Here is a 21701-nt window from a genome sequence, read left to right as displayed (position 1 = left end):
GCAATGAATCTCTTCCGCACATTATTGACAGAAGAGATTCAATTTTTTAAAGAGTTTTATCAGTAAGCCAAACTACTTTTTGTTCTGACGAATGTTCCTGCCCAATGATATCCCTGTATAATTCTGGTCTTCTTGCTTTGGTGTAACGATATCCTCCCGCCTGAGTAAGTTTTTCAGGAGTAATGACAGCTGATTCAAAACCGTCTTCCCATGAACGGCATTCTGCAATCACATCCCCGAAGGGATCTATAATCATGGAACATCCGTTTTTAAGCTGGTCATCATCCATACCAATCGGGTTTGAAAAAACAATATAAGCTCCGTTATCATAAGCTCTGGACGGAAGCCATTTAATCAGCCAGTCCCTGCCCTTCATTCCATTAAATTCCAGACGTAAAGAGGTAGGATCTGCTACCCTGTTTTTCCAAAGCTGAGGATCCACAAAACCTGCTCCGGGCCTTGTAGAGGGCGTACACATCGTAACATGTGGCATAAAAATAATCTTTGCACCCAAAAGTCTTGTAGCTCTTACATTTTCAATAATGTTGTTATCATAACAGATGAGAATTCCACATTTCCATCCCATAATATCAAAAACACAATATTCATTGCCTGGTGTAAGATGCGGATTGATGAAAGGATGCAGTTTCCGGTATTTAGCCTTCAGTCCTGTTTTATCTACACAAACATAAGCCTTGAAGAGTTTATCATGTTCATCTTTCTCAAACAATCCGGCCAATATGGTGATATTATATTGAGTAGAAATCTCCTGTAGTCTTTTAATACTCTCACCGTCCGGAATAAGTTCTGCAATATCAAGAAGCTGTTCTCTCGAAAGCTTTCGGGCAAAAGTATAGCCTGTAATCGAACATTCATGGAAGGCAATTACATGAGAACCTTTGGATGCTGCCTCTCCAGCTAATTTTTCTATAACGGATAGATTATAAGTTTTATCACCACTTTTGTTTTCAAATTGTGCCGTCGAAATTTTAATATTCATATTTTTTTAAGCAAAACTAGGTTGTGTTACTTATTAAAAATTGTATAAAACCGTCATACCGGCTTAAAGCTCAATAAAATTAACCGCCATTTTATTTTCTGTATTCAGATATTGCTTGGGAGTAAGCCCGATATTTCTTTTAAACTCCCTGATCAGATGAGACTGATCAGAATATCCCGCTTCGTAAGAAAGTGTGGTCATATTGTTATCATCAATCCCATTATTCATAAGGCTTAAAAAGTAATGAAGACGGATAATATTTCCGTATTTTTTGGGAGACATTCCCATATGATATTCAAACTTTCGCTCTAAATGACGCTCTGAATAACCGGTAAAATGCTGCAAATCTTTGGAAGATACTGAACCTTTATTGTGAAGAAGATATTGCTGTGTAGCTGTTATTAAATGATAATCTGTACTCATTCGTTCGGATAGAAAACGGGTAAAAAAGATATTCAGATCATTGATTGTGGCTAAAGGATTCTCTTTATTAAACAATTTCTCCTGAAACATTTCAAGCTTATTTTTCAAAACATCTTCCACGGAAATTATCTGATTGCGAATTTCTTTGGCGGAAGTTTTGAAAAGAATATTCAAAAAATATGGTTGAAATACTATGGCCATAAGAGAGAATTTACCTTTTGAAAAGAAATCCCTGTAACCGTTTAATGTACCATAGAAAAAGGAAAGTGGCATCCGGTCCTCAGAAATACCGGAATACAGATTCATGTCTCCGGATAGTATCAATCCGGAACTTCCGTCTGTAAAGAGCCTTAAACTTTTTATATCCTCCCGGGAATTTTCCAAAAAGATATAATGTCTGATATAAGAAGCCAGGTGTTTGGGAGGCGAAATCTGCATTCATCAAATTTACAGAAAACTTATGGGCAGAAAAAGACAATATCTGAATTCAAGAGATGTAAAATCAAACATTTAATTCTCTTGCAGATTTTAATTATGCAGATATATACAATCATCTGCGAAATCTGTATGATCTGCAAAAGATAGAAATTGATGAAATGCTTGCATCTTATATAGTATTAAAAATTATTCTGCTTCTTTGCGATTTCAAAAAAAACTAAAAGAAATCCATGTAAGATACCACATTTTATACTCTTTTGGTCAGGTATTTGAATCTTATACTACTTACCAATCACTAAAATATAAGAATATGTCAACAGAAAACCTTACCCATCTGGAAGCGATCAAAAAGATCAAAGAATTGTCAGAAAATGCAAGAATATGTATGTTCTGTACAGAACTGGAAACCACTCCCATCAATTCAAGACCCATGACCCTGCAGGAAACAGACGACAGCGGAAATCTATGGTTCATAAGCAGTGGTACCAGTAACAAAAATTTTGAGATAAAAGAAGACCGTAGAGTACAACTGTTTTTTATGAACAACAGCGATTCCCAATATCTTTCCGTTTACGGAAAAGCTTCTGTTTATAAAGATAAAGCAACGATCGAAGATAAATGGTCTCCTCTGGCTAAAGCCTGGTTTGACGGAAAAGATGACCCCAATGTAACCATCATCCGCGTAGAAACTAAAGAAACCTATTATTGGGATACCAAAGCAGGAAAACTGGTAAGCCTTTTTAGTTTTGTAGCTTCTGCCATAACCGGAAACAAAACCAATAATTCTGACGGTGTTGAGGGAAATGCAACGATTTAAAAAGTCCGGACTAAAAAAATCTCTCGCAGATGTTGCAAATTAAGCAGATTTCTATGTAATTATCTGCGTAATCTGTATAATCTGCGAGATAAAAAACGGCTCAAGAAATTGAGCCGTTTATACCAGATTAATGAAATTCTAATTTTTCACATCCTCCAGAGACGCTCCAAAATTAATATGAAGAACATTCTCGTTGGGAGTTACTAAAGCTGGTACAGATTTTACACCCGCTTTTTCAGCATCTTCAATTTTGCTTTTGTCATCACCTAAATGGATAATCTCAACATTTTCCGAACCTATAAGGCTAACAATATCATGTTCTGCACTGATACATACAGGGCATCCTGCATGATAAAAAATGGACTTTTTCATAGGATTGTACTAATTAATAAGCGTTGCAATAATATTTTTTAATTCTTCGGTTTCTTTTTCGTGTAAAGGTTTTAAAGGACTTCTCAAATTTCCGCCATCTTCACCCAGAATATTGAGACCCGATTTCACCGCTCTTGGCAATCCTTTGTTCACAATAAATTTTAAAAGATCAAACTGCTGATAGAAAATTATTTTTGCTTTCTCAAGATCACCTTCCTCCACTGCATTATAAAGACTGATATTCAATTCAGGAATGAGATTGGGAGCTGCAGTGCACCAGCCTCTCGCTCCCGCAGAAAATGCAGCCAGAGCCAAAGGATTTGAACCGTTATAGAATGCAACCTCTTCTCCAAGTTCCCGCCTTAGATAATGCATTCTCTGGATGTCTCCCGTACTTTCTTTGATCATCGTTACATTGGGAATTTCAAGCAGCCTTTTCAGCAAAGCCGGAGACATGTCTACTCCACTTGTTGCCGGATTATTGTACGCCATAATCGGAATGGAAATCTTACGGGCTACGGCATCATAATGCGCTACAATTTCATCATCCGTCAGCTTCCAGTAACTCATCGGGATAATCATTACCGCATCTGCTCCAGCTTTTTCTGCGAACTGGGCATGGCGAATTGTTTTTTCTGTTGTAAGATTAGAAACCCCTACCAATGTCGGAATTCTACCTTTTACCTGCTGTAAAGTAGCTTCAGTAACTTCTTCTTTTTCTTCGTCAGACAGATAAGGCATGACTCCTGTACTTCCCAATGGAGCAATACCATGGCTTCCGGAAGTGATCAGCCTTTCTACCAAATGCTTGAAAAGCGGAATATCTACTTTTTCGTTTTTATCAAAAGGGGTTATAGGATAGGCTATAATCCCTTTGAACGGTACATTTTTCATGTTTTTTGTTTAAAAGTTTAAAATATTGATATTAGAGGTCTCTTCCTTCTTCCTCTCTCAAAGCGACTCCTAAGTTCTGCAGCTGAGGAGCATTTTCACAGGCGATATATTTAGCAGGTTCGGTATCGCTCAGATTCTGGTGTTTATGCCAGGCCCAGGTAGGAATATATACAGCATCGCCAGCTTCCCAATATACTCTCTCATCCTCTACTTCTGTCCAACCTTTTCCTTCAATTACAAATAATACGGTTTCATAAGTATGGCGGTGTCTGTTGGTTTGCTGCCCGGGAGTTAAACCTCCAATCGTCATACTGACATTCTTACTCGGAAGATCTACAAAGAAAACAGGATGCTTTCTTTCTGTTGAAAACTGATTATGCTCTCCAGCATTTTCTACATTTTTATGAATCAAATGGCTTGGTTTTACATACTTAGGTCTTGCAAAAGTTTCGTGGAAATCTTTAGAACTGAATTGTTTCTTATCCATGATTTTAAAATTATTATGGTTTTGTGCTTTATTGCATGACAAAATTATTCTATATTTGGACTGTTTAAATGATTCAGTTTTTACATAAATAGATAGTCCAGATGTTACGGCCTTGGAAATTGGAATTAGAAATTGATAAAAAGCTTGATAAAGCAGTTTATCTACAGATTGCGGATACTATTATCACTGATATTCGTACAGGAAGATTAAAAGCAGGGGATGCCCTTCCCGGAAGCCGAAACCTTGCCCAAACGTTAAAAATAAACAGAAACACTGTTGTAGAAGCCTATCAGGTGTTGATCAATGAAGAATGGGTAATTTCAAAGGAAAGAAAAGGTATTTTCGTGTCAGAAAAGCTTCCTGTCTTACATGAAAAAAATGCAAATGCATTGCAGGATTCTAAAAATCTACAGGTCTTGCCTAATGGAATTTTAATTAATTTCGATGACGGGCATCCCGATAGTAAAATTGCACCTGTAACAGAATTGGCAAGAGCTTATAGGCAAATTTTCAGTATTAAAGCCAAATGGCAGATGATGGGTTACGGAGATGAACATGGAGATTTGGATTTTAGAAAAATGATCTCTCAGATGCTTAATCATCAGCGCGGAATGCATATTCTTGAAAACGAAATTTCTATCACCCGAGGCAGTCAGATGGGTATGTTCCTTACTGCTCAGAGTCTTTTAAGTCCTGGTGATATGGTTGTTGTGGAAGATCCCGGCTATCAGCCTGCATGGCAAGCGTTTCAGTATGCGGGAGCACAGCTTTTGTCTGTACCTGTAGATCATGAAGGAATCAGTGTCGAGGCTGTTGAAAAGCTTTTAAAACAACATCGAAATATAAAAGCATTATACATTACTCCTCACAGGCAATATCCTACTACCGTTACGCTAAGCCTTTCAAGAAGATTAAAACTGATTGAGTTATCAAATCAGTACAATATGACCATCATTGAAGATGATTATGATAATGAGTTTCACTTCGGATATCGTCCTATTCTCCCGATTTCAAGTTTTCCCGAACTGCACAATTATGTGTATATCGGAACTTTAAGTAAGGTGGTAGCTCCCGCTTTGAGGATTGGTTATCTGACCACTAAAAATCAGGAACTGCTGAAAAGAATTGGTGATCTGAGAAAGATTATTGATGTGCATGGAGATGTGATCATGGAACAGGCAGTTCTTCAGCTCATTAAAGAAGGTGCTATAAAAAAGCACATCAGAAAAGCAACCGTTCATTATAAGAACAAAAGAGATTTTGTTTTTGAATTGTTGAAGAAAAACATGAAAGATATTGCTGATTTTACACTACCCGAAGGTGGTCTGGCTTTTTGGATAGTTCCTAAAGTACAATTGGATTGGGATGTGGTAACAACTTTATTACTGGAAAAAAATATTAAGATTATTCATCCTAAACAATATAGTCAAAATAATGTAAATGGATTCAGATTAAGCTATGGAGCGCTTTCCGAAGAACAGCTGAAACAAAGTATTCCTTTGATTGCTGAGATTTTTTCAAGGTTTATGATCAAAGATAACGTTGAATTATAATGGAAAATAATTATACCCCGGTTTTTATCCCTCGCAGATTTTACAGATTACACAGATTTTTATGCTCGGTGTAATCTGTCAGATCTGTCAGATTTTTATGCAAAAAACATTAAATGATTATGAAAACCTACTCTACTTCAAAAACTGCCTGAATCTCTACTGAAGAACCTACAGGGATAGAAGAAGCCCCTAAAGTTGCTCTTGCATGTTTTCCTTTTTCCCCGAAGACTTCAACCGCAAGATCGGAAGCAATATTCATCAGATCTGCATGTTTTGTATAATCATCCTTGGTATTGAAGATTCCTGTAAGCTGAACACATTGTTTTACTTTGCTCAAATCTCCTCCAACCGCTTCATTTAACACTGAGATCACGTTCAGCATGGTTACTTTTGTAGCATCTTTCACCTGTTGCTCATTTACTTCAACACCTAATTTTCCCGGATTGAAAATTTTCCCGTCTTTTAAAGCAACCTGATTGATAAATACCAGATTTCCGGAACGTACAAACGGCTGATAATTTCCTGCCGGTTTTGGAACCTGTGGAAGTGTAATATTTTTCTGCTTCAATATTTCATTGAAATTCTGGTGATTTTCAGCAGCAGCTATTGTTTTCTTAGGATGAGTATCCTTTAACGCCAGTGCTATTTTTGCGAAATTTCTTCCCTGAAGTTCAGCAATATTTCGTTCTCCTTTCGTTGGTCTTTCCACATCTTTTAATGAAGCCATGCTGGTAACTCCCAAAACCGTATTCCCCTGTGGAATAGATTTGTTCAGCTCTTCTGTTCCACGAATTCCATTAGATACCAATACCATCCCGTGCACAGCAAGACTGTTCCAAAAGGCCTGAAGAGCAAGCTCTTTTCCTGCTCCGCTTCCCGCTGACATAAAAACAGTGGCAGGAACTCCTTCCAAAGCGTGATTAGTCCACAACGGAACGGTTTTCGATAAAAACTCACTCATCCCCGTACTGATATTCCCGAAATAAACCGGTGAACCAAAAGCAATTCCATCATACGAGGTTAGTTCATCTACAGTTGCTACAGGAAGATTTTTCAGGGTTGGATTTTGTGAGGCTTTGACTAATTTGATATACGGAACTGCATTATTTTCAATTTCCATTCCTTTGGCTATTTCTTTAGCCAGTTCGTAAGTTCCACCATTATCGGAATGGATAAGAACCAATATTTTAGCTTTATTTTGTGCCATGATGTAAGTGTTATTAGATAATAAAATTAAAATAAATAAAAGACATAGTTTTTTCATTCTGAATAAGATATAAATTATATTTTGGATTAATTATGTAGCTATTACATTGATAATACAAAATTACTACTGTCGTTTTTATTAAATTTGCCAAAATATACATACAAAACGACATATGAAATGTGGACTGATTGAAAAAACGGAAAGCCAGTTTGTAGATTCTATAGAAAAAGAAGCTTATGTGTGGTGCGAAAAAAACTGGAAACATGATGATTATGAACACAGGCATACCCGTGCCCAGCTTACATTTGTGGAAGAAGGTTATCAGTATTTTCATATTGACAGGAAAATTTATCTTGTCCCACAATATCATGTCATCTGGATTCCTTCAGGAAGGGCCCACAAAATTACCTCAGAGGCACAAACCGTTAATCTGATGGTATTTCTTTTCAAATCTGTTTTTGAAGATGAATTTTATCAGAATGTTCAGGTATTTGCTGTTCCACCTGTTTTGAAAGAAATGCTTTTGTATGCCTCAAAATGGAACCAATCTCTGAATGAAAATGAAGAACAGGATATCTTCTTTAGAGCTATTTTAAAAAGTCTTCCTAATTTCTGCAGGGAAAGCAGCGGTCTAGAAATCCCTGTACCAACTGACACCAGACTGATTCCCGTGTGCAATGATATTAATTCCAATTTTAAATATAATCTGGATATTGTTTCTTTAGCCGAAAAAGCACAAATGTCTGTGAGAAGTCTCCAGAGAATTTTTAAAAATGAAACAGGAATTACGTTACAGAAATACCTCCAGCTAACCCGAATTTTAAAAAGCATTGAGTTAATTGATACCCAACAATATACTTTGAGTGAAGTAGCTTATAAAGTAGGTTACCAAAGCCTGTCAGCATTCACAGCATCATATTTTGCGATTATGCAGACAAAGCCAAAGATGAATAAAAATCAAGGGGTTTCATCATGAGCCATATCAACGGGTTTTGATTCCGGAGAACCTTTTTCGCGGAGCCATATAGAGAGAAGAACAAGAGAAGCTACTGCCAGGAATTCACTCTGCCAGTTTTGAAAAGATTCAAACCAGAATCTTGATTCTGAAATATATTGAATGGCCGTTATAGCAGCATTTCCTTTTATCATCTGTTCATCATTGAAATCCTTAAGACTTCCATAAAAATGTAAAATAAAACTTGCCAGAAAGAGAATGGCAAAAGCGAGTGATAAAGAGTGTTTGTAGAGTTTCAGCCATATGCCTCCTTTTTTAACAGGCCACGGTGCTTTTGGGTGTGGTACGGGTTCTTTATCAACATCTTCGTCCTCTGTCATAGATTTTGATTCACTAGAGCCTTTTTGCCTCAGGGAAATCGTTAATAAAACATACAGCATCATCTGTAGGAATTCGCTTTCCCAATTTTCAAAAGTTGCCTGTATAAAATGCCCGCTATGGATGTATTCACCAATCTTTAAAGCAGGCTGTCCGTTTTCAATAAGTTCTTTATTTTCTGTTTTCCAGCCCATAAATAACTGTCCTGCAAGAAAAATAATCATCAGGATAATGAGAACAATACTTAAGCTGTTGCGATACAGGAAGCTGTTGCGTGACATATTTCGGAGTTTAAAGGTTAGAGTTCAGGGTTCAAAGTTTAAGGTTTAACGTTTATAAATCACGTTTTTGGTAAGGAAATACCTTTGGCAGGTTCTTTGTGGTAGGCCCGGTAAGGATTTTTCCGTTAACATTAAACTGAGATCCGTGACATGGGCAGTCCCAGCTCAGTTCAGCACTATTCCACCGCACTTCACATCCTGCATGTGGACAGGTACTTCTCAGAAGATGCAACGTGCCATCATTTTCTTTGTACAGTGCATAAGATTCGGATTTGTATTTGATCACTTTTGCTTCACCTTCTCCAACTTCTGAAAAGGATTCAATTTTATCCTTGAAAATTTTATCTTTCACAAAATCAAATGCCACAGTTGCTGCTTCCTTCACAAAATCAGAAAATCCGGCAATAGGTTTGATTCTTGAAGGATTAAATAAGTCTCCATATTTACTTTTTCCGGTAATGATTAAATCATGTATTATTTGTGAGGAAAGTGTCCCGAATATCATTCCGTTACCTCTGAAGCCTGTTGCCACAAAAATTCTTTCCTTAGTTCCTGGTAATTTCCCAATGTATGGAAGCCCATCTACTGGTTCGTAATATTGGCTGGACCAGCTGTAGAATACGGTTTCCACATCAAAGTATTTCCGTACATAATTTTCAAGCCTTGAGAAGCATGCTCCGGTGTCATCAGCATGTCCTGTTTTGTGGTCTTCACCGCCTGCAATCAATAAGTTTTCACCATCGATATTCTGAATACGGTAATAATGATAAGGTTCACAGAGATCATAACCTAACTCCCGCGGATATTTATCATTTTTCAGAGTAAATGCCATCACATAGCTTCTATAAGGCGCGTTAGTAAAATGAAGCAGATTCACTCCCGGCGGAATATGAGTCGCATATACTACATGTTTTGCTTGTATTTCTCCCTGGGAGGTTTTTAAAATAACATTGTCTTTCTGCTCATCATGTTCTTCAACAAGACAATTTTCCAGAATAGAACCGCCCAGTTTTATAAAAGCCCCGCAAAGTCCTTTAATATATTTTATCGGATGAAAATGCCCCTGACCAGGAATAAGCACCGCTTCTCTGAACGGGATAGGAAAAGGAATTTCATTTACATAACTCATTTCGTGGCCTACTTTAGCTGCTCCTTCTACAATGTCTTTTAACTGCTCTTCCTGTTTTTCATCCAGGGCAAAAAGGTAAGCTGATTTTCTTGTGAAATCACAGCTGATCTGATATTTCTGAATATTATCTTCAATAATACTGATGGCATCAGTTCCGGACTGTGCATACAGTTGTGCATTGTCCAGTCCAAAATCACGGATAGCCTGATTAAAGGTTGTATCAAAAAAATCGTTTAAATGGGCCGTTGTACCGCCGGTAGTTCCGAATCCTATATTGGCTGCTTCCAGAATAATACATTTTTTTCCGGATTCCTGAAGTTTCAGTGCTGTTGAAACTCCTGTAATTCCACCTCCTACAATGGCAACGTCAAATAATAAGCTGAGATCCGTTTCTGTAGAAAATTTTCTGATCTCTTCCTGCCAAATACTTTTTCTTGCACCGTCTCTGTACATCATCAGAATTTTTTATAGTTAATTTATCTGATACTCAGGGTATCACTTTCGGGCAGACCGGATTTATCGGTATTGGACGAACTGCTTTTCTGATCCCTTTTCTTGTTTTCGTCTTCATCAATATTACATCGGCAGGAAGTAAAAGCAAACAGGCTGATAACGCCTAAAATAAGTGCTGTAGTTTTCATATTTTAAATATTTTGATGTTTTATACTTTAATATACTTTATCCGTTTACTATCAGTCCTCCATTGGGATGAAGTACCTGTCCTGTCATTTGTGAGGCATCCGGGCTTGCCAGAAAAAGAAAGCTGAAGGCTATTTCTTCAGGCGTTGCATTTCTTTCCAACGGTGGTTTGTTGGGATTTTCTTCTTTTTCATTAAAAGTTTCTTCAGTAAGCGGTGTAGCCACAGGTCCGGGAGCAACAGCATTGATGCGTATTCCTTTTGGTTTGGCCTGCAGTGCCAATGAGCGGGTGAAAGAAACAATAGCGCCTTTTGTTGCAGAATAGTCAAGGAGCTCAGGATGTCCCTGATAAGCGGAAACGGAAGTGGTATTGATTACGCAGCTTCCTTGTTTCAGGTAAGGAAATACGACTTTCGTTAATAAAATCATTCCTACAATATTGGAATCAAAGGTCTGTCTGATGTTTTTCTCTTCAAGCTGTTCAATACTGTCAGCAGGAAATTGAACTCCGGCATTATTAATGACGATATCAATTTTTCCGAATGATGAATTAACTTCTTTTACTGTTTTTTCACAAAATTCATAATCATTGATATCTCCTTGAAAAATGATGCATTTTCTATTCAGGTTTTCAATTTCTCTTTTTGTTTTTTCAGCATCACTATCACTTGAATGATAAATAATAGCAATGTCTGCTCCTTCGAAAGCAAAAAGAAGAGCCACTGCCTTACCGATTCCGCTGTCGGCTCCGGTAATCAAAACAGATTTGTTATCTAATTTTCCCATTTCATAATCTTTTTATTTCTGCTCTATTCTATTGGTTTCTGCATTTCTGCCATTCTATGCGCGGCCATACTATCACTTGTAAGATTCGCCATCGCTACGGACAGTTTATTTTTCAAACCCGAAATTATTTTATCTTCATTATTCATCAGAGCGTTATAGCCGTCAATTGCCACTTCTTCCGGAGAGGCCAGACTATCTTTATCTTCCAGTATTTTACTGCGGTTCATATCTGCTTTATTAAAAAAGTCAGTATCTGTAGGGCCGGGTAAAAGAGCCGTCACTGTAATTCCGGAGTCTTTCAGCTCTTCACGAATGGCTTCAGACCACGACAAAACAAATGCTTTGGTAGCATGGTATACCGAATGCCATGGGCCAGGAGCTTTACTGGCCACAGAAGCCAGATTCAGAATTTTTCCTGATCCTTTTGGAAGCCTGTCCTTAATAAAAAGCTTTGTAAGGATGAGAACTGAAATAATATTTAAATGAACAATATCTATTTCCCTATGAATATCCGTATCCTGAAATTTCCCATACACTCCCTGTCCTGCGGCATTAACTAATATTTCAGGACTTATTGCATTCATTTTCAATTCAGAATAAAGAGAATACGCTTCTTCTTCTAAAAACAGATTTTTAGAGATACTGATCACGTTTACTCCATGGTTTTTAAATTCTTCGGCTTTTCTTACCAGTTCTTCATGGTCTCTGGCTACAATGACAAGATCGTAGCCGTTCATGGCAAACTGTTTCGCGAGTTCATAACCAATACCACTGGTAGCACCTGTAATAAGTACAAATTGATTCTTGCGTTGCATAAATTTTATTTTAAGATTAAAAGCCTGTTAAGCTCACTTTTAAAACAGCCCAGAATAAATTCCGTGTAATACAGCTGGGCATTTAGAGCTTGTGTTTTCGGATGTAATTCCAGTTTTTTAGTCAGGACAATCTCACCTTTGTAAGAGAATGAGAAATAGGCAAAAATTTTATATCCTGAATTCCGGATTGGCGTACAGTAGCCGGTAGTGGCAATAGACCAGTCGGATTCGTAAAGTCTTGCTACATTTAAAGCCATCGTCTCTGCAATATTCTCTGAAACGCAGTCACATTCTTCGGCTTCCTGTCTGTCAACCTTTAGTAATTTTACTTTTTCTGACAAAGAATAGGCTGTCATTCCTCCTTTGTAGAACATTGACGCATTAGGCATCTGTGAAAAAGCCAGTTGCAAGCATCCTGACGTAACACTTTCTGCAATTGAAATGGTTTCATCGGTGGTCATCAGTGACTGACTTATATATTCTAAAAGATTTTTCTGAAAATCCATAATAATATAATTTTTAATGAGGTTAAAAAAAAGAAAGCTAAAAAAAGCTGCTGAATAAATAGACAGCAGCTTTGCTTTCACATAAAAATATTCAAGTTGCTTGGTGTGGTGTGAAGGGTGTTTATCATTTAAGCGTTTCTCTCCTTTTCAAGATCCCAGACTCTGTGCTGAGCAACAGCCTGGATGAATTTATCTGATGGATCACTGTCTTCCCATGTAATGATTGCAGGATCCTCATGTTGTTTAGCGGCTACATTGGAATTGTGGTAAAGCACCTCCGTATCTTTTCCAAAGTAAATTGCTTTACAGTGTTTATAAGCTTCATTGATGAAATGCAGAACCAGATGTTTGTTTTCAGCAATCATCAATTCTTTTACGGAATCTTCTCCCGGACAGATGGTAAGAGCATCAAAACAGACACTTGCCGTACTGGTAAGAGAATGTTTGGGAGTCAGTTCGGAACCGTCATTGAGTTTTACCGGAGCAACACTTGTTGCAATCAGTTCCACTCTGGCACCTTCTGCTTCAAGTTTTGTTTTAAGATCATTGACAGCTCCTCCATCTGCACCGTTAGCCAGAATAAAGCCTATTTTTCGGCTTTTAATCGTGTTTTTAACGGTATTCATCATGCTTAAAGCATCAGAAAACTGTGTATGTGGTTCTCTTTCTTCGCTTTGAAGTTCTATAATGTTACTATCCGCAGGCAGACTTTGATTGGGCCATTCCAGTTTTTTAACTTCCACTCCTAATTTTTCTGCTACTTTCCATGCAAGATCTGTATCGATATAGGCAAGTTGCCCTACCAGTCTTTCTCTGATCTCAGGACGGGTTACCTTTGACAATTCAAAGATCAACGCATTCTGAAGGTGTGTTTTCTCCGGTGCAGACTGGCTGTTATAGAATAATTTCGCCTGTGAATAATGATCTACAAAGCTTTTACTCCTTTCTCTGATCTTCACTCCTGAAACTCTTTCCTGCTGGGAGGTAAAGCCGCCTTCAGACATCATGGCCTGAAAAGGACATCCACCGCCTATGGAATTCGGTTCATAGCTGCTTTTTCCTTTCACGATCTGCTGTCTCATATGGCCATCTCTTTGGTTGTTATGAACCGTATTGATGGATCTGTTGATCGGTATTTCATGGAAATTAGGCGACCCCAGTCTTGAAAGCTGTGTATCGGTATATGAAAATAATCTTCCCTGCAGCAGCGGATCATTGGTGAAATCAATCCCAGGAATAATATGTCCCGGGTGAAAAGCAATCTGCTCGGTTTCTGCAAAGAAATTATCCGGATTTCTGTTAAGCGTTAAAGTTCCAACAATTTCTACAGGAACTTCTTCTTCGGGAACTATTTTTGTAGGGTCAAGAAGATCAAAATCAAATTTATGTTCATCTTCTTCAGGAATAAGCTGTACCCCGAAATCCCATTCCGGATAATCACCATTTTCAATGGCTTCCCATAGATCGCGTTTATGGAAGTCAGAATCTACTCCGGAAATCATCTGAGCTTCACTCCAGGCTACGGAATGCACGCCTAATCTGGGCTTAAAGTGGAATTTTACAAAATGTACTTTTCCTGCCTCATTGATGAATTTAAAAGAATGTACGCCAAAGCCCTCCATCATTCTCAGACTTCTCGGGATCGCTCTATCGCTCATTAGCCACATAATCATGTGCATACTTTCGGGCATTAGTGAAATAAAATCCCAAAATGTATCATGAGCAGATGCAGCCTGCGGAATTTCATTGTCTGGTTCCGGTTTTACGGCATGCACAAGATCAGGAAACTTGATCGCATCCTGAATAAAAAATACCGGCATATTATTGGCCACCAGGTCATAATTTCCTTCTTCAGTATAGAATTTCACCGCAAATCCACGGACATCCCTTGCAAGATCTGTACTTCCTTTACTCCCTGCTACAGTTGAAAACCGTACAAATACAGGTGTTTCTTTTCCCAGTTCTGTTAAAAATTTTGCTTTGGTATACTCTGCAAGGCTTTTAGTAAGTTTAAAAATGCCATGCGCGCCGGAACCTCTGGCGTGAACTACTCTTTCAGGGATTCTTTCATGATCAAAATGGGTAATCTTTTCCCTCAGAATGAAATCTTCCAGTAATGAAGGGCCGCGCTCTCCGGCTTTTAAAGAATCCTGATTGTTATTGATCTTTAAGCCCTGATTGGTAGTCAGTTTTTCATTATCATTGGAAGTACTGTGTACATCCAGTTGTTCTGCTTTCTTGTTGTGTTCGTTGGTGTTCATATTCATAATCTTTTTGTGGTTGGTGTATTTTCTTTCAAAAGCAGTAGATCATGGGACACAGAAATTAATCTGTCTTATTTCCCAGAATTTCAAGAATCCTGTTGATATATTCTTCTTCCTTTAGAACTTTATAATAAGCTGTTTTGGCATATAAAGTAAATGCGGGAGATTCATATCTTATTTCAGCATCCATATCCGTAGTTTTCGTTGTGTTATTAGAGTGGAACTCCTGGATATTGAGGATATATTCTTCGAGATAAGTATCTATAACTCCTTTCAGAACTTCACAGGTAGCATTGTTCTTAATCTTTTCCAGAGACTTGATCAGAAAAGCTGTCACTCCGTAAGAATTCATAACAGACGGAAATAAAGACTCATTCTCTATTGCATTATTTTTGTTGTTCAATTCGGACTGTTGCAAAGTGTCGTTTTCAAATGTCATATTCAAAAAATGGTATTAGTTATTGGAAACTTTCAAATACTGTTCAAAATAATGAAGGTCATTTTTATCTTTTATGGATAAATAAAACATGATCTGCTCCGGTTCTTTTAAGCCTATACTGCCTAAACAGTCGAAATGAGCAATTAACGCCTGGATATTTTCAATATCAATATCTTTCAGAATGATAAATAGCAGGAAGATATTTTCTCTGATCTCTTTAGCATAAATTGCAGCTCCATCTTCGAAACACGTCCCTGTATGGGAGACTTTTACAAAATCTTTGTGTTTCAGTGTTTTTATGATTTTCTGACAGTCCATATATTTTGATTTCATGATTAAAATAAGCCATATGGAACAAGCTATATGGCTTATTGCATAGTTTAGTCTTCTTGTTCTGCATCGAAATTGATGGATGTCTCCGCAATATCTGTAAGATACGAATCCGTATCTTCTTCTTCCTGAAGGGTTCTTTCAAGAAGGTCTGCAGCCTTATCATGTCCCATGGTTATGGCTAGCTGGGCCAGCCCGCCGTAAGTGGCAATTTCGTAATGTTCTACTTTCTGTGCAGCAATAATTAGTGCTACATCTCTTGTTGCAGAACCATCTTCTGTGGATTTGATGACTTCTTCGCCTTCTTCGATGATTCCTTTAATAGCTTTACATTCTTTTTTTTCGGGCTTTTCTTCAATAAGCTGGAATACTTTTTCCAGTCGCTTAACGTGTTTTTGGGTCTGAAGATGATGATCTTCAAACGCATCCTTCAGTTCTTCCGTTGTTGCGGCTTCCTGCATCTTTTCCAGCGCTTCAAGAATGGCATTTTCAGCAAAATAAATATCTTTAAGAGCACTTACAAAAAACTTATGCAGCGGAGAACTTTTCATTTCATCCTTGTTGACTGTTTCTTTATCTGCCGTATCTTTCTTGGTAGCAGGAACTGCACTTTCAGTTTCTAATATTTTATTGGGCATGGTGTAAATGGTGTTTGTTATTAAAGGATTACCTCTTTATATAAGTCTAAAGAGGCAATCCTGGAAAAAGAATTATGAATTACGTCTGCCTCCGAATCCGGAACGACCTGAAGATCTTCCGCCTCCGTGGGATGCCTGGCCTCCCATTCTGGCTATTCTTGTACGCTCAGATTTACTCATCGCAGCAAATCCTCTTCTTGAATTTCCTGAGTTTGAGTTTGAGTTTGAGTTTGAACCTCCTCTTCCTGAGCTATTACTATTGTTTCCTGATCTCGATGAACCTCCTCTTCCTGAGCCGGAACCTGAGTTCGAAGATCTGCCTCCACCATGTGAAGCCTGACCTCCCATTCTGGCTATTCTCGTACGTTCAGCTTTGCTCATGGAAGCGAAACCTCTTCTTGAAGTACCATCTCCCGATGATGACCTGCCTCTGCCTCCTGATCGGGAGCCGGAACCAGAATTCGAACGTCCTCGGGAACTACCACCGGAGTTTCCTCCACGAGAACCGCCTCTACCGGAAGTAAATCTTCCTTGGCTGTCTCTCTGCTGGTTGCCGTTTCCGCCTCTGGAACTGCTTCTTCCTCCTCTACGACCCCTCTGATCATCATCGTCTTCTTCGTCATCATCATAATCGTCGTCGTATTCATCATAATCATCTTCATCGTAATCATCATCATCATAATCGTCATTTTCATTATCAAAATAATTTTCATATTCTGAAAAATCATCGTCATAATCTTCATCTCTTGTTGCATCATTAAAACCATGATCATATCCTAATTGATATACTTCTTCAAGGTTTTCTGGCGAATGCGAACGCCCTCTTGTGCTGCTGCTTCTCGAATTTATAGTGTTCATAACTGAATTTTTTTATTAATATTTAGTGATGTCTATTGCAGTCCGTGACTAGTATTAGACGGCAACAATTGGGTGTCGGTAATTTTAAATAATAATAAAAGCGAAATGCTTTTTGCTTGCCTTTTACTAAGGGCTTAAGAATAGTGTTGAAGAACTATGCCAAATGTACAATAGAATAACTCACGTTTTTATGATCTGAGTCATTAAAATCATATTTAATATAAAATTTTACGATCTTTTAAAGAAAGTATACCTTCTTTTTCCATCTTTTTTAGGTTTCTAATCACTGTTTCTACACGCAGACCTGTAAGATTGGCGATCTGTTGGCGTGTAAATGCGATGTGAAAACACTGATGACAATCTTCATGATGAAAGCTTTTAAGATAATCCATTAATCCTTTTAGTCTATGCATGGGATTTAGTGAAGCCAGGCTCTGCATCATTTTTAGTTTATAATAAATTTCCTGGGAAAAACAGGCATTCATTTCAAGAGAAAGATGGGGGTGCTGATCGATCATTTCCAGAAAATTATTTTTGGGAAGTCTTATAATTCTGGATGCCTCAAGACAAACTGCATTCACCGGATAATCCTGACTAAGAAAAAGCATGGCTTCCCCAAAGCTTTGATTTTTACCTAAAATATTATGAATAAACTCTTTTCCCTCTTCACTATAATTATTAAGCTTCACCTTTCCGCTACCTATCTGAAAATAATAAAGCGCATGATCTTCTTCTTTAAAAACAACTTCTTTTTTTTTATATATCCTGTCTTCTGCGCCATAGGAGTACAAAAGATTTTCATCAATATTCATACAGCTTATTGTTTTCATAATTTCAATGGATTTTTTTAATGAAAAACAAATAATATGCCTGAAATAAGGTTAGTATAGAATTTTACGATTTTCAATTCTCACAATTTTATCTCTTTCCATATGTTTAATCGTTCTTATTGCAGTTTCCACGCAAAGCCCTGTAAGACTCGCCATTTGCTGCCTGGTTAAGGGAACTAAAAAAGAATAGGGACTCAGGTCTTTTTGAGAACTTTTAAGATAGTCCATTAATCCTCTAAGCCGTATAGAAGGGTTTTGAGAAGAGAGACTCTGCATCATAATGAATTTATAATAAAGGCGTTCAGAAAGAAAACTGTTTACCTCCATATATAATTCAGGAGATTGACTCAACAGATTGAAAAAAGCAGATTTATGAAGTCTCAGAATACTGCATTCTGTAATAGCTTCCGCATTCACAGGATATGGCTTTTCTATAAAAAGAATAGATTCTCCACAACTTTCCCCGTCGGATAAAATATTTTGAATAAACTCTTTGCCTTCCTCATTATAATTGTTGAGTTTTACTTCTCCTTTTACAATCTGGTAATAATAATTAGGAATGTCTCCTTCAAAGAATATCATTTCTGAAGGGGTATAACGTCTCGTTTCTGCTCCCGCTGAAATCAAAATGTTTTCGTCGATAACCATAATAGTTTTTTTTGGAATTGTTTTCTTCTTCCTATCCTCCTAGTCTTAGTAAAAATATTATTGATAATCGATACTGAAATGAATGCAAAAACCACACCTTACCTATTGTCATTAAAGTTAAAAAATGTTAAAAATTTCAACAACTTTAAGTCTTTTTGTATTTATTGATTGAATATCATTACTAAAAATGCAATTAAATTACTTTTTTGATATTGTATTTTTAAAAACATAGTTTCATCAATATGTAAAAACGCCAAACAATAAACCCCGATTCTCTTGATTAGAACGGGGTTTTCAATGTAATAACAGGAAAATTTGTTATTTTTTTTGTATTCTATTGTTACGGCTTCTTGTAATATATGTACATTTTTTTGAAAAAACCGTAGATCCTATATTGTACCGGAAGGGATTGGATTTGTATTGGAAAACCTGTAAGATTCTTGTGTTAATAAAGTCAAAATAAGATTATGATTGGTTAATTCTTTTATAAGTCATGAATGCTTTATATTTAATTATTTCGCAAACTTCTTAGTTCCTGCAACACATAAGATCACCCCTACTATCACCCCTAGCATTCCTACACTTACCTGCTCATGAAGAAGCCATGCAGCCAATGCCAGCCCAAAGAAAGGTTGAAGTAACTGCAGCTGGCCAACAGTAGCTATTCCTCCCTGTGCTAATCCTTTATACCAGAATATAAATCCAATAAACATACTGAAAAGAGAAATATAAGCCATTCCAAACCATCCCTGAAAACTGACATTTTGAATATCAGCCGGAAAATAAATAAAAAATAAAGGAATCATTACAGGCAGCGCCAATACCAAAGCCCACGAAATCACCTGCCATCCGCCTAATGTCTTGGATAATTTAGCTCCTTCAGCATAACCCATACCACATAAAATAACGGCAAGCAGCATCAGAATATCTCCAATAGGTGATGCAGATATTCCTTGTGAAACAGCATAGCCAATCACCAAAAGGCTTCCTACAATCGAAAAAAGCCAAAATATTGGATGAGGTCTTTCACCACCACGCATCACACCAAATACAGCAGTAGCCAAAGGTAACATTCCCAGAAATACAATAGAATGCGCTGAAGTAAGATATTGAAGCGCTAATGCTGAAAGAAGAGGAAATCCTACCACACAGCCAAGAGAAACCAATAATAATGGAATCAAATCTTTTTTGACAGGACGTTTTTCTTTCCCAAACCATAATACGGTAAGCGCCAGGACTCCGGCAACAGCTGCACGAACAATCGTTACAAAAGTAGGACTCATTTCCATTACAGCTAATTTAGTGGCCGGCAACCCCCCGCTAAATAAAACTACACCTATAAATCCATTGATCCAGCCACTTATATTTTCATCTTTTGATAGTCGCTTTGTCATCATTTTATTCAAGCTTTTAATTAATATTCAAAATTAGAAAGGATAATTAAATAAACACAGTATCAGTTTTTTATATTTGCATGAGCACAGTTTAACAATATGAGTAAAGAATTTTTATATACGGAAATTGCAGACGGAATTGCAGGACAGATCAGAAATGGGATTCTAAAGACAGGAGACAAGCTTCCTTCTGTAAGAATGCTATGCCAGGAACATCAGGTGAGTATGAATACTGCCAAGCGTGTTTTTCTGGAACTGGAATCACAGTCTTTAGTAGAATCTAAACCACAGTCTGGGTATTTTGTAAGCCAGCTGCTCTCTGTAAAACTTCCTTTACCTGAGGTAAGTCGCCCATCATTGATCGCCAATAATGATGAACCGGATGAGCTGATCAGTAAGGTATATGAAAATATGGGTAAAAAGGATCTTACCTTTTTCTCTATAGGAATTCCATCAGGAGCTCTCTTACCTCAGGCTAAACTTAAGAAAGAAATTGTAAACGCCACAAGGGAATTAAAAGACGGTGGTACAGAATATGAAGAACTTCAGGGAAATCTGAAATTAAGAAGAATGATTGCTGTACGTTCTTTGCAATGGGGAGGAAATCTGAGCGAAAATGACCTGATTACCACCAATGGCGGAATGAATGCTCTTTCTTTTTGTTTAATGGCTTTAGGAAAACCAGGAGACACCGTTGCTATTGAAAGCCCTTGTTATCCCGGAATTCTTCAGCTTGCCAATGGTTTGGGTTTAAAAGTCTTGGAACTTCCTACCCATCCCACTACCGGAATAGAAATTGAGGCTTTAAAAAAATTAATGCCTAAAATAGATCTGTGCTTGTTGATTCCCAATTTTAATTCACCTTTGGGAAGCTGTATGCCTGATGAAAATAAAAAGGAAATTGTAAAAATACTTTCTGAAAATAATATTCCGTTGATAGAAGATGACGTCTATGGAGACCTTTATTTTGGTTCCAGCCGTCCAAAATGTTGTAAATCTTTCGATAAGGACGGAAACGTACTGTATTGCAGCTCTATTTCAAAAACTTTGGCTCCCGGATATCGTGTAGGCTGGATTGCTCCGGGGAAATATAAAGATAAAATTCTTAAGCTTAAACTGCTGCATTCTACATCTTCTATTTCCATTGTGAATGAAGCTGTTGCCAATTTTCTGAAATCCGGAAAATACGAAAAGCACCTTCAGCAGCTTCGCAGAACATTACAGTTCAATTATCAGAACTATGTACAGACCATTGCGGAATCTTTTCCTGAAGGCACAAAAACCAGTCGTCCACAGGGAGGCTTGTCTTTATGGGTAGAATTTGATCAAAAGATTCGAACAACAGAATTATACGATCTGGCCATTAAACAGAATATCAGTATCGCTCCCGGAAGAATGTTTACCTTTCAGGAACAGTTTGAAAACTGCATGAGGCTCTGCATAGGGCTTCCATGGTCGGAAGATACACAGACAAAACTCAGACAGGTTGGACAGCTTGCCAAAAAGATTTATTTAAAGTAAGGAAGATGGAGGCTAAAATAGTTTTAAAAATAATTTACCTCAATTCTTATTGATAATGTAAAGGAAATCTTATAACTCTTGAAGTTTTTTTATATTTAC

The 21701-nt window shown here is 37.4% G+C and carries 24 protein-coding genes; 4 read left to right on the top strand and 20 right to left on the bottom strand.

Features of this window, described 5'->3' with window-relative positions; translation table 11 throughout:
• Positions 1–46: 46 nt before the first annotated feature.
• Both RHP76_RS03395 and RHP76_RS03390 read right to left on the bottom strand, forming a co-directional pair.
• Complete coding sequence (locus tag RHP76_RS03395) at positions 47–1000, bottom strand: nitrilase family protein (protein ID WP_311229479.1); 954 nt, start codon at positions 998–1000, stop codon at positions 47–49.
• 63 nt (positions 1001–1063) lie between these two features.
• On the bottom strand, positions 1064–1861 hold the full coding sequence (locus tag RHP76_RS03390; RefSeq protein WP_288444565.1) for a helix-turn-helix domain-containing protein: 798 nt from the start codon (positions 1859–1861) through the stop codon (positions 1064–1066).
• A 310-nt stretch (positions 1862–2171) separates the two neighbouring features.
• Here RHP76_RS03390 and RHP76_RS03385 point away from each other — a divergent pair, with 310 nt between their 5' ends.
• Complete coding sequence (locus RHP76_RS03385; RefSeq protein ID WP_311229478.1) at positions 2172–2678, top strand: pyridoxamine 5'-phosphate oxidase family protein; 507 nt, start codon at positions 2172–2174, stop codon at positions 2676–2678.
• Positions 2679–2816: 138 nt separating this feature from the next.
• On the opposite strand, the gene RHP76_RS03380 is transcribed toward RHP76_RS03385, so the two are convergent.
• From RHP76_RS03380 to RHP76_RS03370, 3 genes are read right to left on the bottom strand one after another with little or no spacing between them, the layout of a single operon-like run.
• Complete coding sequence (locus RHP76_RS03380) at positions 2817–3050, bottom strand: thioredoxin family protein (RefSeq protein WP_311229477.1); 234 nt, start codon at positions 3048–3050, stop codon at positions 2817–2819.
• A 9-nt stretch (positions 3051–3059) separates the two neighbouring features.
• Positions 3060–3944 (bottom strand): dihydrodipicolinate synthase family protein, encoded by an 885-nt coding sequence (locus RHP76_RS03375; protein ID WP_288444570.1) that lies wholly within the window; start codon positions 3942–3944, stop codon positions 3060–3062.
• A gap of 31 nt (positions 3945–3975) precedes the next feature.
• Positions 3976–4431, bottom strand: coding sequence for a cupin domain-containing protein (locus tag RHP76_RS03370; RefSeq protein WP_288444571.1), 456 nt, complete (start codon positions 4429–4431; stop codon positions 3976–3978).
• A 101-nt stretch (positions 4432–4532) separates the two neighbouring features.
• Here RHP76_RS03370 and RHP76_RS03365 point away from each other — a divergent pair, with 101 nt between their 5' ends.
• Positions 4533–5984 carry a MocR-like pyridoxine biosynthesis transcription factor PdxR gene (locus RHP76_RS03365; protein ID WP_311229476.1) on the top strand — a complete coding sequence of 484 codons (1452 nt, stop codon included), beginning with the start codon at positions 4533–4535 and terminating at the stop codon, positions 5982–5984.
• Positions 5985–6111: 127 nt separating this feature from the next.
• On the opposite strand, the gene RHP76_RS03360 is transcribed toward RHP76_RS03365, so the two are convergent.
• Positions 6112–7248, bottom strand: coding sequence for an Atu1372/SO_1960 family protein (locus RHP76_RS03360; RefSeq protein ID WP_311229475.1), 1137 nt, complete (start codon positions 7246–7248; stop codon positions 6112–6114).
• 115 nt (positions 7249–7363) lie between these two features.
• Here RHP76_RS03360 and RHP76_RS03355 point away from each other — a divergent pair, with 115 nt between their 5' ends.
• Complete coding sequence (locus RHP76_RS03355) at positions 7364–8167, top strand: AraC family transcriptional regulator (RefSeq protein WP_062669654.1); 804 nt, start codon at positions 7364–7366, stop codon at positions 8165–8167.
• Here the strand turns inward: RHP76_RS03355 and RHP76_RS03350 are convergent.
• The 14 genes from RHP76_RS03350 to RHP76_RS03285 form a co-directional block, all read right to left on the bottom strand.
• Entirely contained in the window at positions 8149–8805 is a 657-nt protein-coding gene (locus RHP76_RS03350) for a DUF6766 family protein (protein ID WP_120231087.1), read from the bottom strand. The genes RHP76_RS03355 and RHP76_RS03350 overlap by 19 nt on opposite strands.
• A 52-nt stretch (positions 8806–8857) precedes the next feature.
• A complete protein-coding gene (locus RHP76_RS03345) occupies positions 8858–10390 on the bottom strand; it encodes an FAD-dependent oxidoreductase (RefSeq protein WP_311229474.1) in 1533 nt (510 codons plus the stop codon).
• Positions 10391–10410: 20 nt separating this feature from the next.
• Positions 10411–10575 carry a hypothetical protein gene (locus tag RHP76_RS03340; RefSeq protein ID WP_157885741.1) on the bottom strand — a complete coding sequence of 55 codons (165 nt, stop codon included), beginning with the start codon at positions 10573–10575 and terminating at the stop codon, positions 10411–10413.
• A 37-nt stretch (positions 10576–10612) separates the two neighbouring features.
• The gene (locus RHP76_RS03335; protein WP_311229473.1) at positions 10613–11359 is read right to left on the bottom strand and encodes an SDR family oxidoreductase; all 747 of its coding nucleotides are present in this window, start codon (positions 11357–11359) and stop codon (positions 10613–10615) included.
• 23 nt (positions 11360–11382) lie between these two features.
• Complete coding sequence (locus RHP76_RS03330) at positions 11383–12174, bottom strand: SDR family NAD(P)-dependent oxidoreductase (RefSeq protein WP_062669663.1); 792 nt, start codon at positions 12172–12174, stop codon at positions 11383–11385.
• Between the two features lie 5 nt (positions 12175–12179).
• Complete coding sequence (locus RHP76_RS03325; protein ID WP_047430617.1) at positions 12180–12680, bottom strand: CinA family protein; 501 nt, start codon at positions 12678–12680, stop codon at positions 12180–12182.
• 128 nt (positions 12681–12808) lie between these two features.
• Positions 12809–14947, bottom strand: coding sequence for a catalase (locus tag RHP76_RS03320; RefSeq protein ID WP_311229472.1), 2139 nt, complete (start codon positions 14945–14947; stop codon positions 12809–12811).
• A 58-nt stretch (positions 14948–15005) separates the two neighbouring features.
• On the bottom strand, positions 15006–15383 hold the full coding sequence (locus tag RHP76_RS03315; protein WP_062669667.1) for a hypothetical protein: 378 nt from the start codon (positions 15381–15383) through the stop codon (positions 15006–15008).
• 15 nt (positions 15384–15398) lie between these two features.
• On the bottom strand, positions 15399–15701 hold the full coding sequence (locus RHP76_RS03310) for a hypothetical protein (RefSeq protein WP_131797461.1): 303 nt from the start codon (positions 15699–15701) through the stop codon (positions 15399–15401).
• Between the two features lie 62 nt (positions 15702–15763).
• Positions 15764–16351 carry a ferritin-like domain-containing protein gene (locus RHP76_RS03305; protein WP_311229471.1) on the bottom strand — a complete coding sequence of 196 codons (588 nt, stop codon included), beginning with the start codon at positions 16349–16351 and terminating at the stop codon, positions 15764–15766.
• A gap of 72 nt (positions 16352–16423) precedes the next feature.
• Positions 16424–17209, bottom strand: a complete 786-nt coding sequence (locus RHP76_RS03300; RefSeq protein ID WP_311229470.1) for a KGG domain-containing protein — start codon at positions 17207–17209, stop codon at positions 16424–16426.
• A 215-nt stretch (positions 17210–17424) separates the two neighbouring features.
• On the bottom strand, positions 17425–18039 hold the full coding sequence (locus RHP76_RS03295) for a Crp/Fnr family transcriptional regulator (protein WP_228432485.1): 615 nt from the start codon (positions 18037–18039) through the stop codon (positions 17425–17427).
• Between the two features lie 51 nt (positions 18040–18090).
• Complete coding sequence (locus RHP76_RS03290; RefSeq protein ID WP_311229469.1) at positions 18091–18687, bottom strand: Crp/Fnr family transcriptional regulator; 597 nt, start codon at positions 18685–18687, stop codon at positions 18091–18093.
• Between the two features lie 512 nt (positions 18688–19199).
• A complete protein-coding gene (locus tag RHP76_RS03285) occupies positions 19200–20084 on the bottom strand; it encodes a DMT family transporter (RefSeq protein WP_311229468.1) in 885 nt (294 codons plus the stop codon).
• Positions 20085–20180: 96 nt separating this feature from the next.
• Here RHP76_RS03285 and RHP76_RS03280 point away from each other — a divergent pair, with 96 nt between their 5' ends.
• Positions 20181–21602, top strand: a complete 1422-nt coding sequence (locus RHP76_RS03280; RefSeq protein ID WP_277694774.1) for an aminotransferase-like domain-containing protein — start codon at positions 20181–20183, stop codon at positions 21600–21602.
• Positions 21603–21701 lie beyond the last annotated feature (99 nt).

It is taken from the genome of Chryseobacterium sp. SG20098, assembly GCF_031844745.1.
Classification (GTDB): Bacteria; Bacteroidota; Bacteroidia; order Flavobacteriales; family Weeksellaceae; genus Chryseobacterium; species Chryseobacterium cucumeris.
This window is presented reverse-complemented; position numbering and strand designations above follow the sequence as displayed.

Coding starts and splice junctions, on each gene's coding strand:
- RHP76_RS03395 (WP_311229479.1), bottom strand. CDS start 1,000: ATGAATATTAAAATTTCGACGGCACAATTTGAAAACAAAAGTGGTGAT.
- RHP76_RS03390 (WP_288444565.1), bottom strand. CDS start 1,861: ATGCAGATTTCGCCTCCCAAACACCTGGCTTCTTATATCAGACATTAT.
- RHP76_RS03385 (WP_311229478.1), top strand. CDS start 2,172: ATGTCAACAGAAAACCTTACCCATCTGGAAGCGATCAAAAAGATCAAA.
- RHP76_RS03380 (WP_311229477.1), bottom strand. CDS start 3,050: ATGAAAAAGTCCATTTTTTATCATGCAGGATGCCCTGTATGTATCAGT.
- RHP76_RS03375 (WP_288444570.1), bottom strand. CDS start 3,944: ATGAAAAATGTACCGTTCAAAGGGATTATAGCCTATCCTATAACCCCT.
- RHP76_RS03370 (WP_288444571.1), bottom strand. CDS start 4,431: ATGGATAAGAAACAATTCAGTTCTAAAGATTTCCACGAAACTTTTGCA.
- RHP76_RS03365 (WP_311229476.1), top strand. CDS start 4,533: ATGTTACGGCCTTGGAAATTGGAATTAGAAATTGATAAAAAGCTTGAT.
- RHP76_RS03360 (WP_311229475.1), bottom strand. CDS start 7,248: ATGAAAAAACTATGTCTTTTATTTATTTTAATTTTATTATCTAATAAC.
- RHP76_RS03355 (WP_062669654.1), top strand. CDS start 7,364: ATGAAATGTGGACTGATTGAAAAAACGGAAAGCCAGTTTGTAGATTCT.
- RHP76_RS03350 (WP_120231087.1), bottom strand. CDS start 8,805: ATGTCACGCAACAGCTTCCTGTATCGCAACAGCTTAAGTATTGTTCTC.
- RHP76_RS03345 (WP_311229474.1), bottom strand. CDS start 10,390: ATGATGTACAGAGACGGTGCAAGAAAAAGTATTTGGCAGGAAGAGATC.
- RHP76_RS03340 (WP_157885741.1), bottom strand. CDS start 10,575: ATGAAAACTACAGCACTTATTTTAGGCGTTATCAGCCTGTTTGCTTTT.
- RHP76_RS03335 (WP_311229473.1), bottom strand. CDS start 11,359: ATGGGAAAATTAGATAACAAATCTGTTTTGATTACCGGAGCCGACAGC.
- RHP76_RS03330 (WP_062669663.1), bottom strand. CDS start 12,174: ATGCAACGCAAGAATCAATTTGTACTTATTACAGGTGCTACCAGTGGT.
- RHP76_RS03325 (WP_047430617.1), bottom strand. CDS start 12,680: ATGGATTTTCAGAAAAATCTTTTAGAATATATAAGTCAGTCACTGATG.
- RHP76_RS03320 (WP_311229472.1), bottom strand. CDS start 14,947: ATGAATATGAACACCAACGAACACAACAAGAAAGCAGAACAACTGGAT.
- RHP76_RS03315 (WP_062669667.1), bottom strand. CDS start 15,383: ATGACATTTGAAAACGACACTTTGCAACAGTCCGAATTGAACAACAAA.
- RHP76_RS03310 (WP_131797461.1), bottom strand. CDS start 15,701: ATGGACTGTCAGAAAATCATAAAAACACTGAAACACAAAGATTTTGTA.
- RHP76_RS03305 (WP_311229471.1), bottom strand. CDS start 16,351: ATGCCCAATAAAATATTAGAAACTGAAAGTGCAGTTCCTGCTACCAAG.
- RHP76_RS03300 (WP_311229470.1), bottom strand. CDS start 17,209: ATGAACACTATAAATTCGAGAAGCAGCAGCACAAGAGGGCGTTCGCAT.
- RHP76_RS03295 (WP_228432485.1), bottom strand. CDS start 18,039: ATGAAAACAATAAGCTGTATGAATATTGATGAAAATCTTTTGTACTCC.
- RHP76_RS03290 (WP_311229469.1), bottom strand. CDS start 18,687: ATGGTTATCGACGAAAACATTTTGATTTCAGCGGGAGCAGAAACGAGA.
- RHP76_RS03285 (WP_311229468.1), bottom strand. CDS start 20,084: ATGATGACAAAGCGACTATCAAAAGATGAAAATATAAGTGGCTGGATC.
- RHP76_RS03280 (WP_277694774.1), top strand. CDS start 20,181: ATGAGTAAAGAATTTTTATATACGGAAATTGCAGACGGAATTGCAGGA.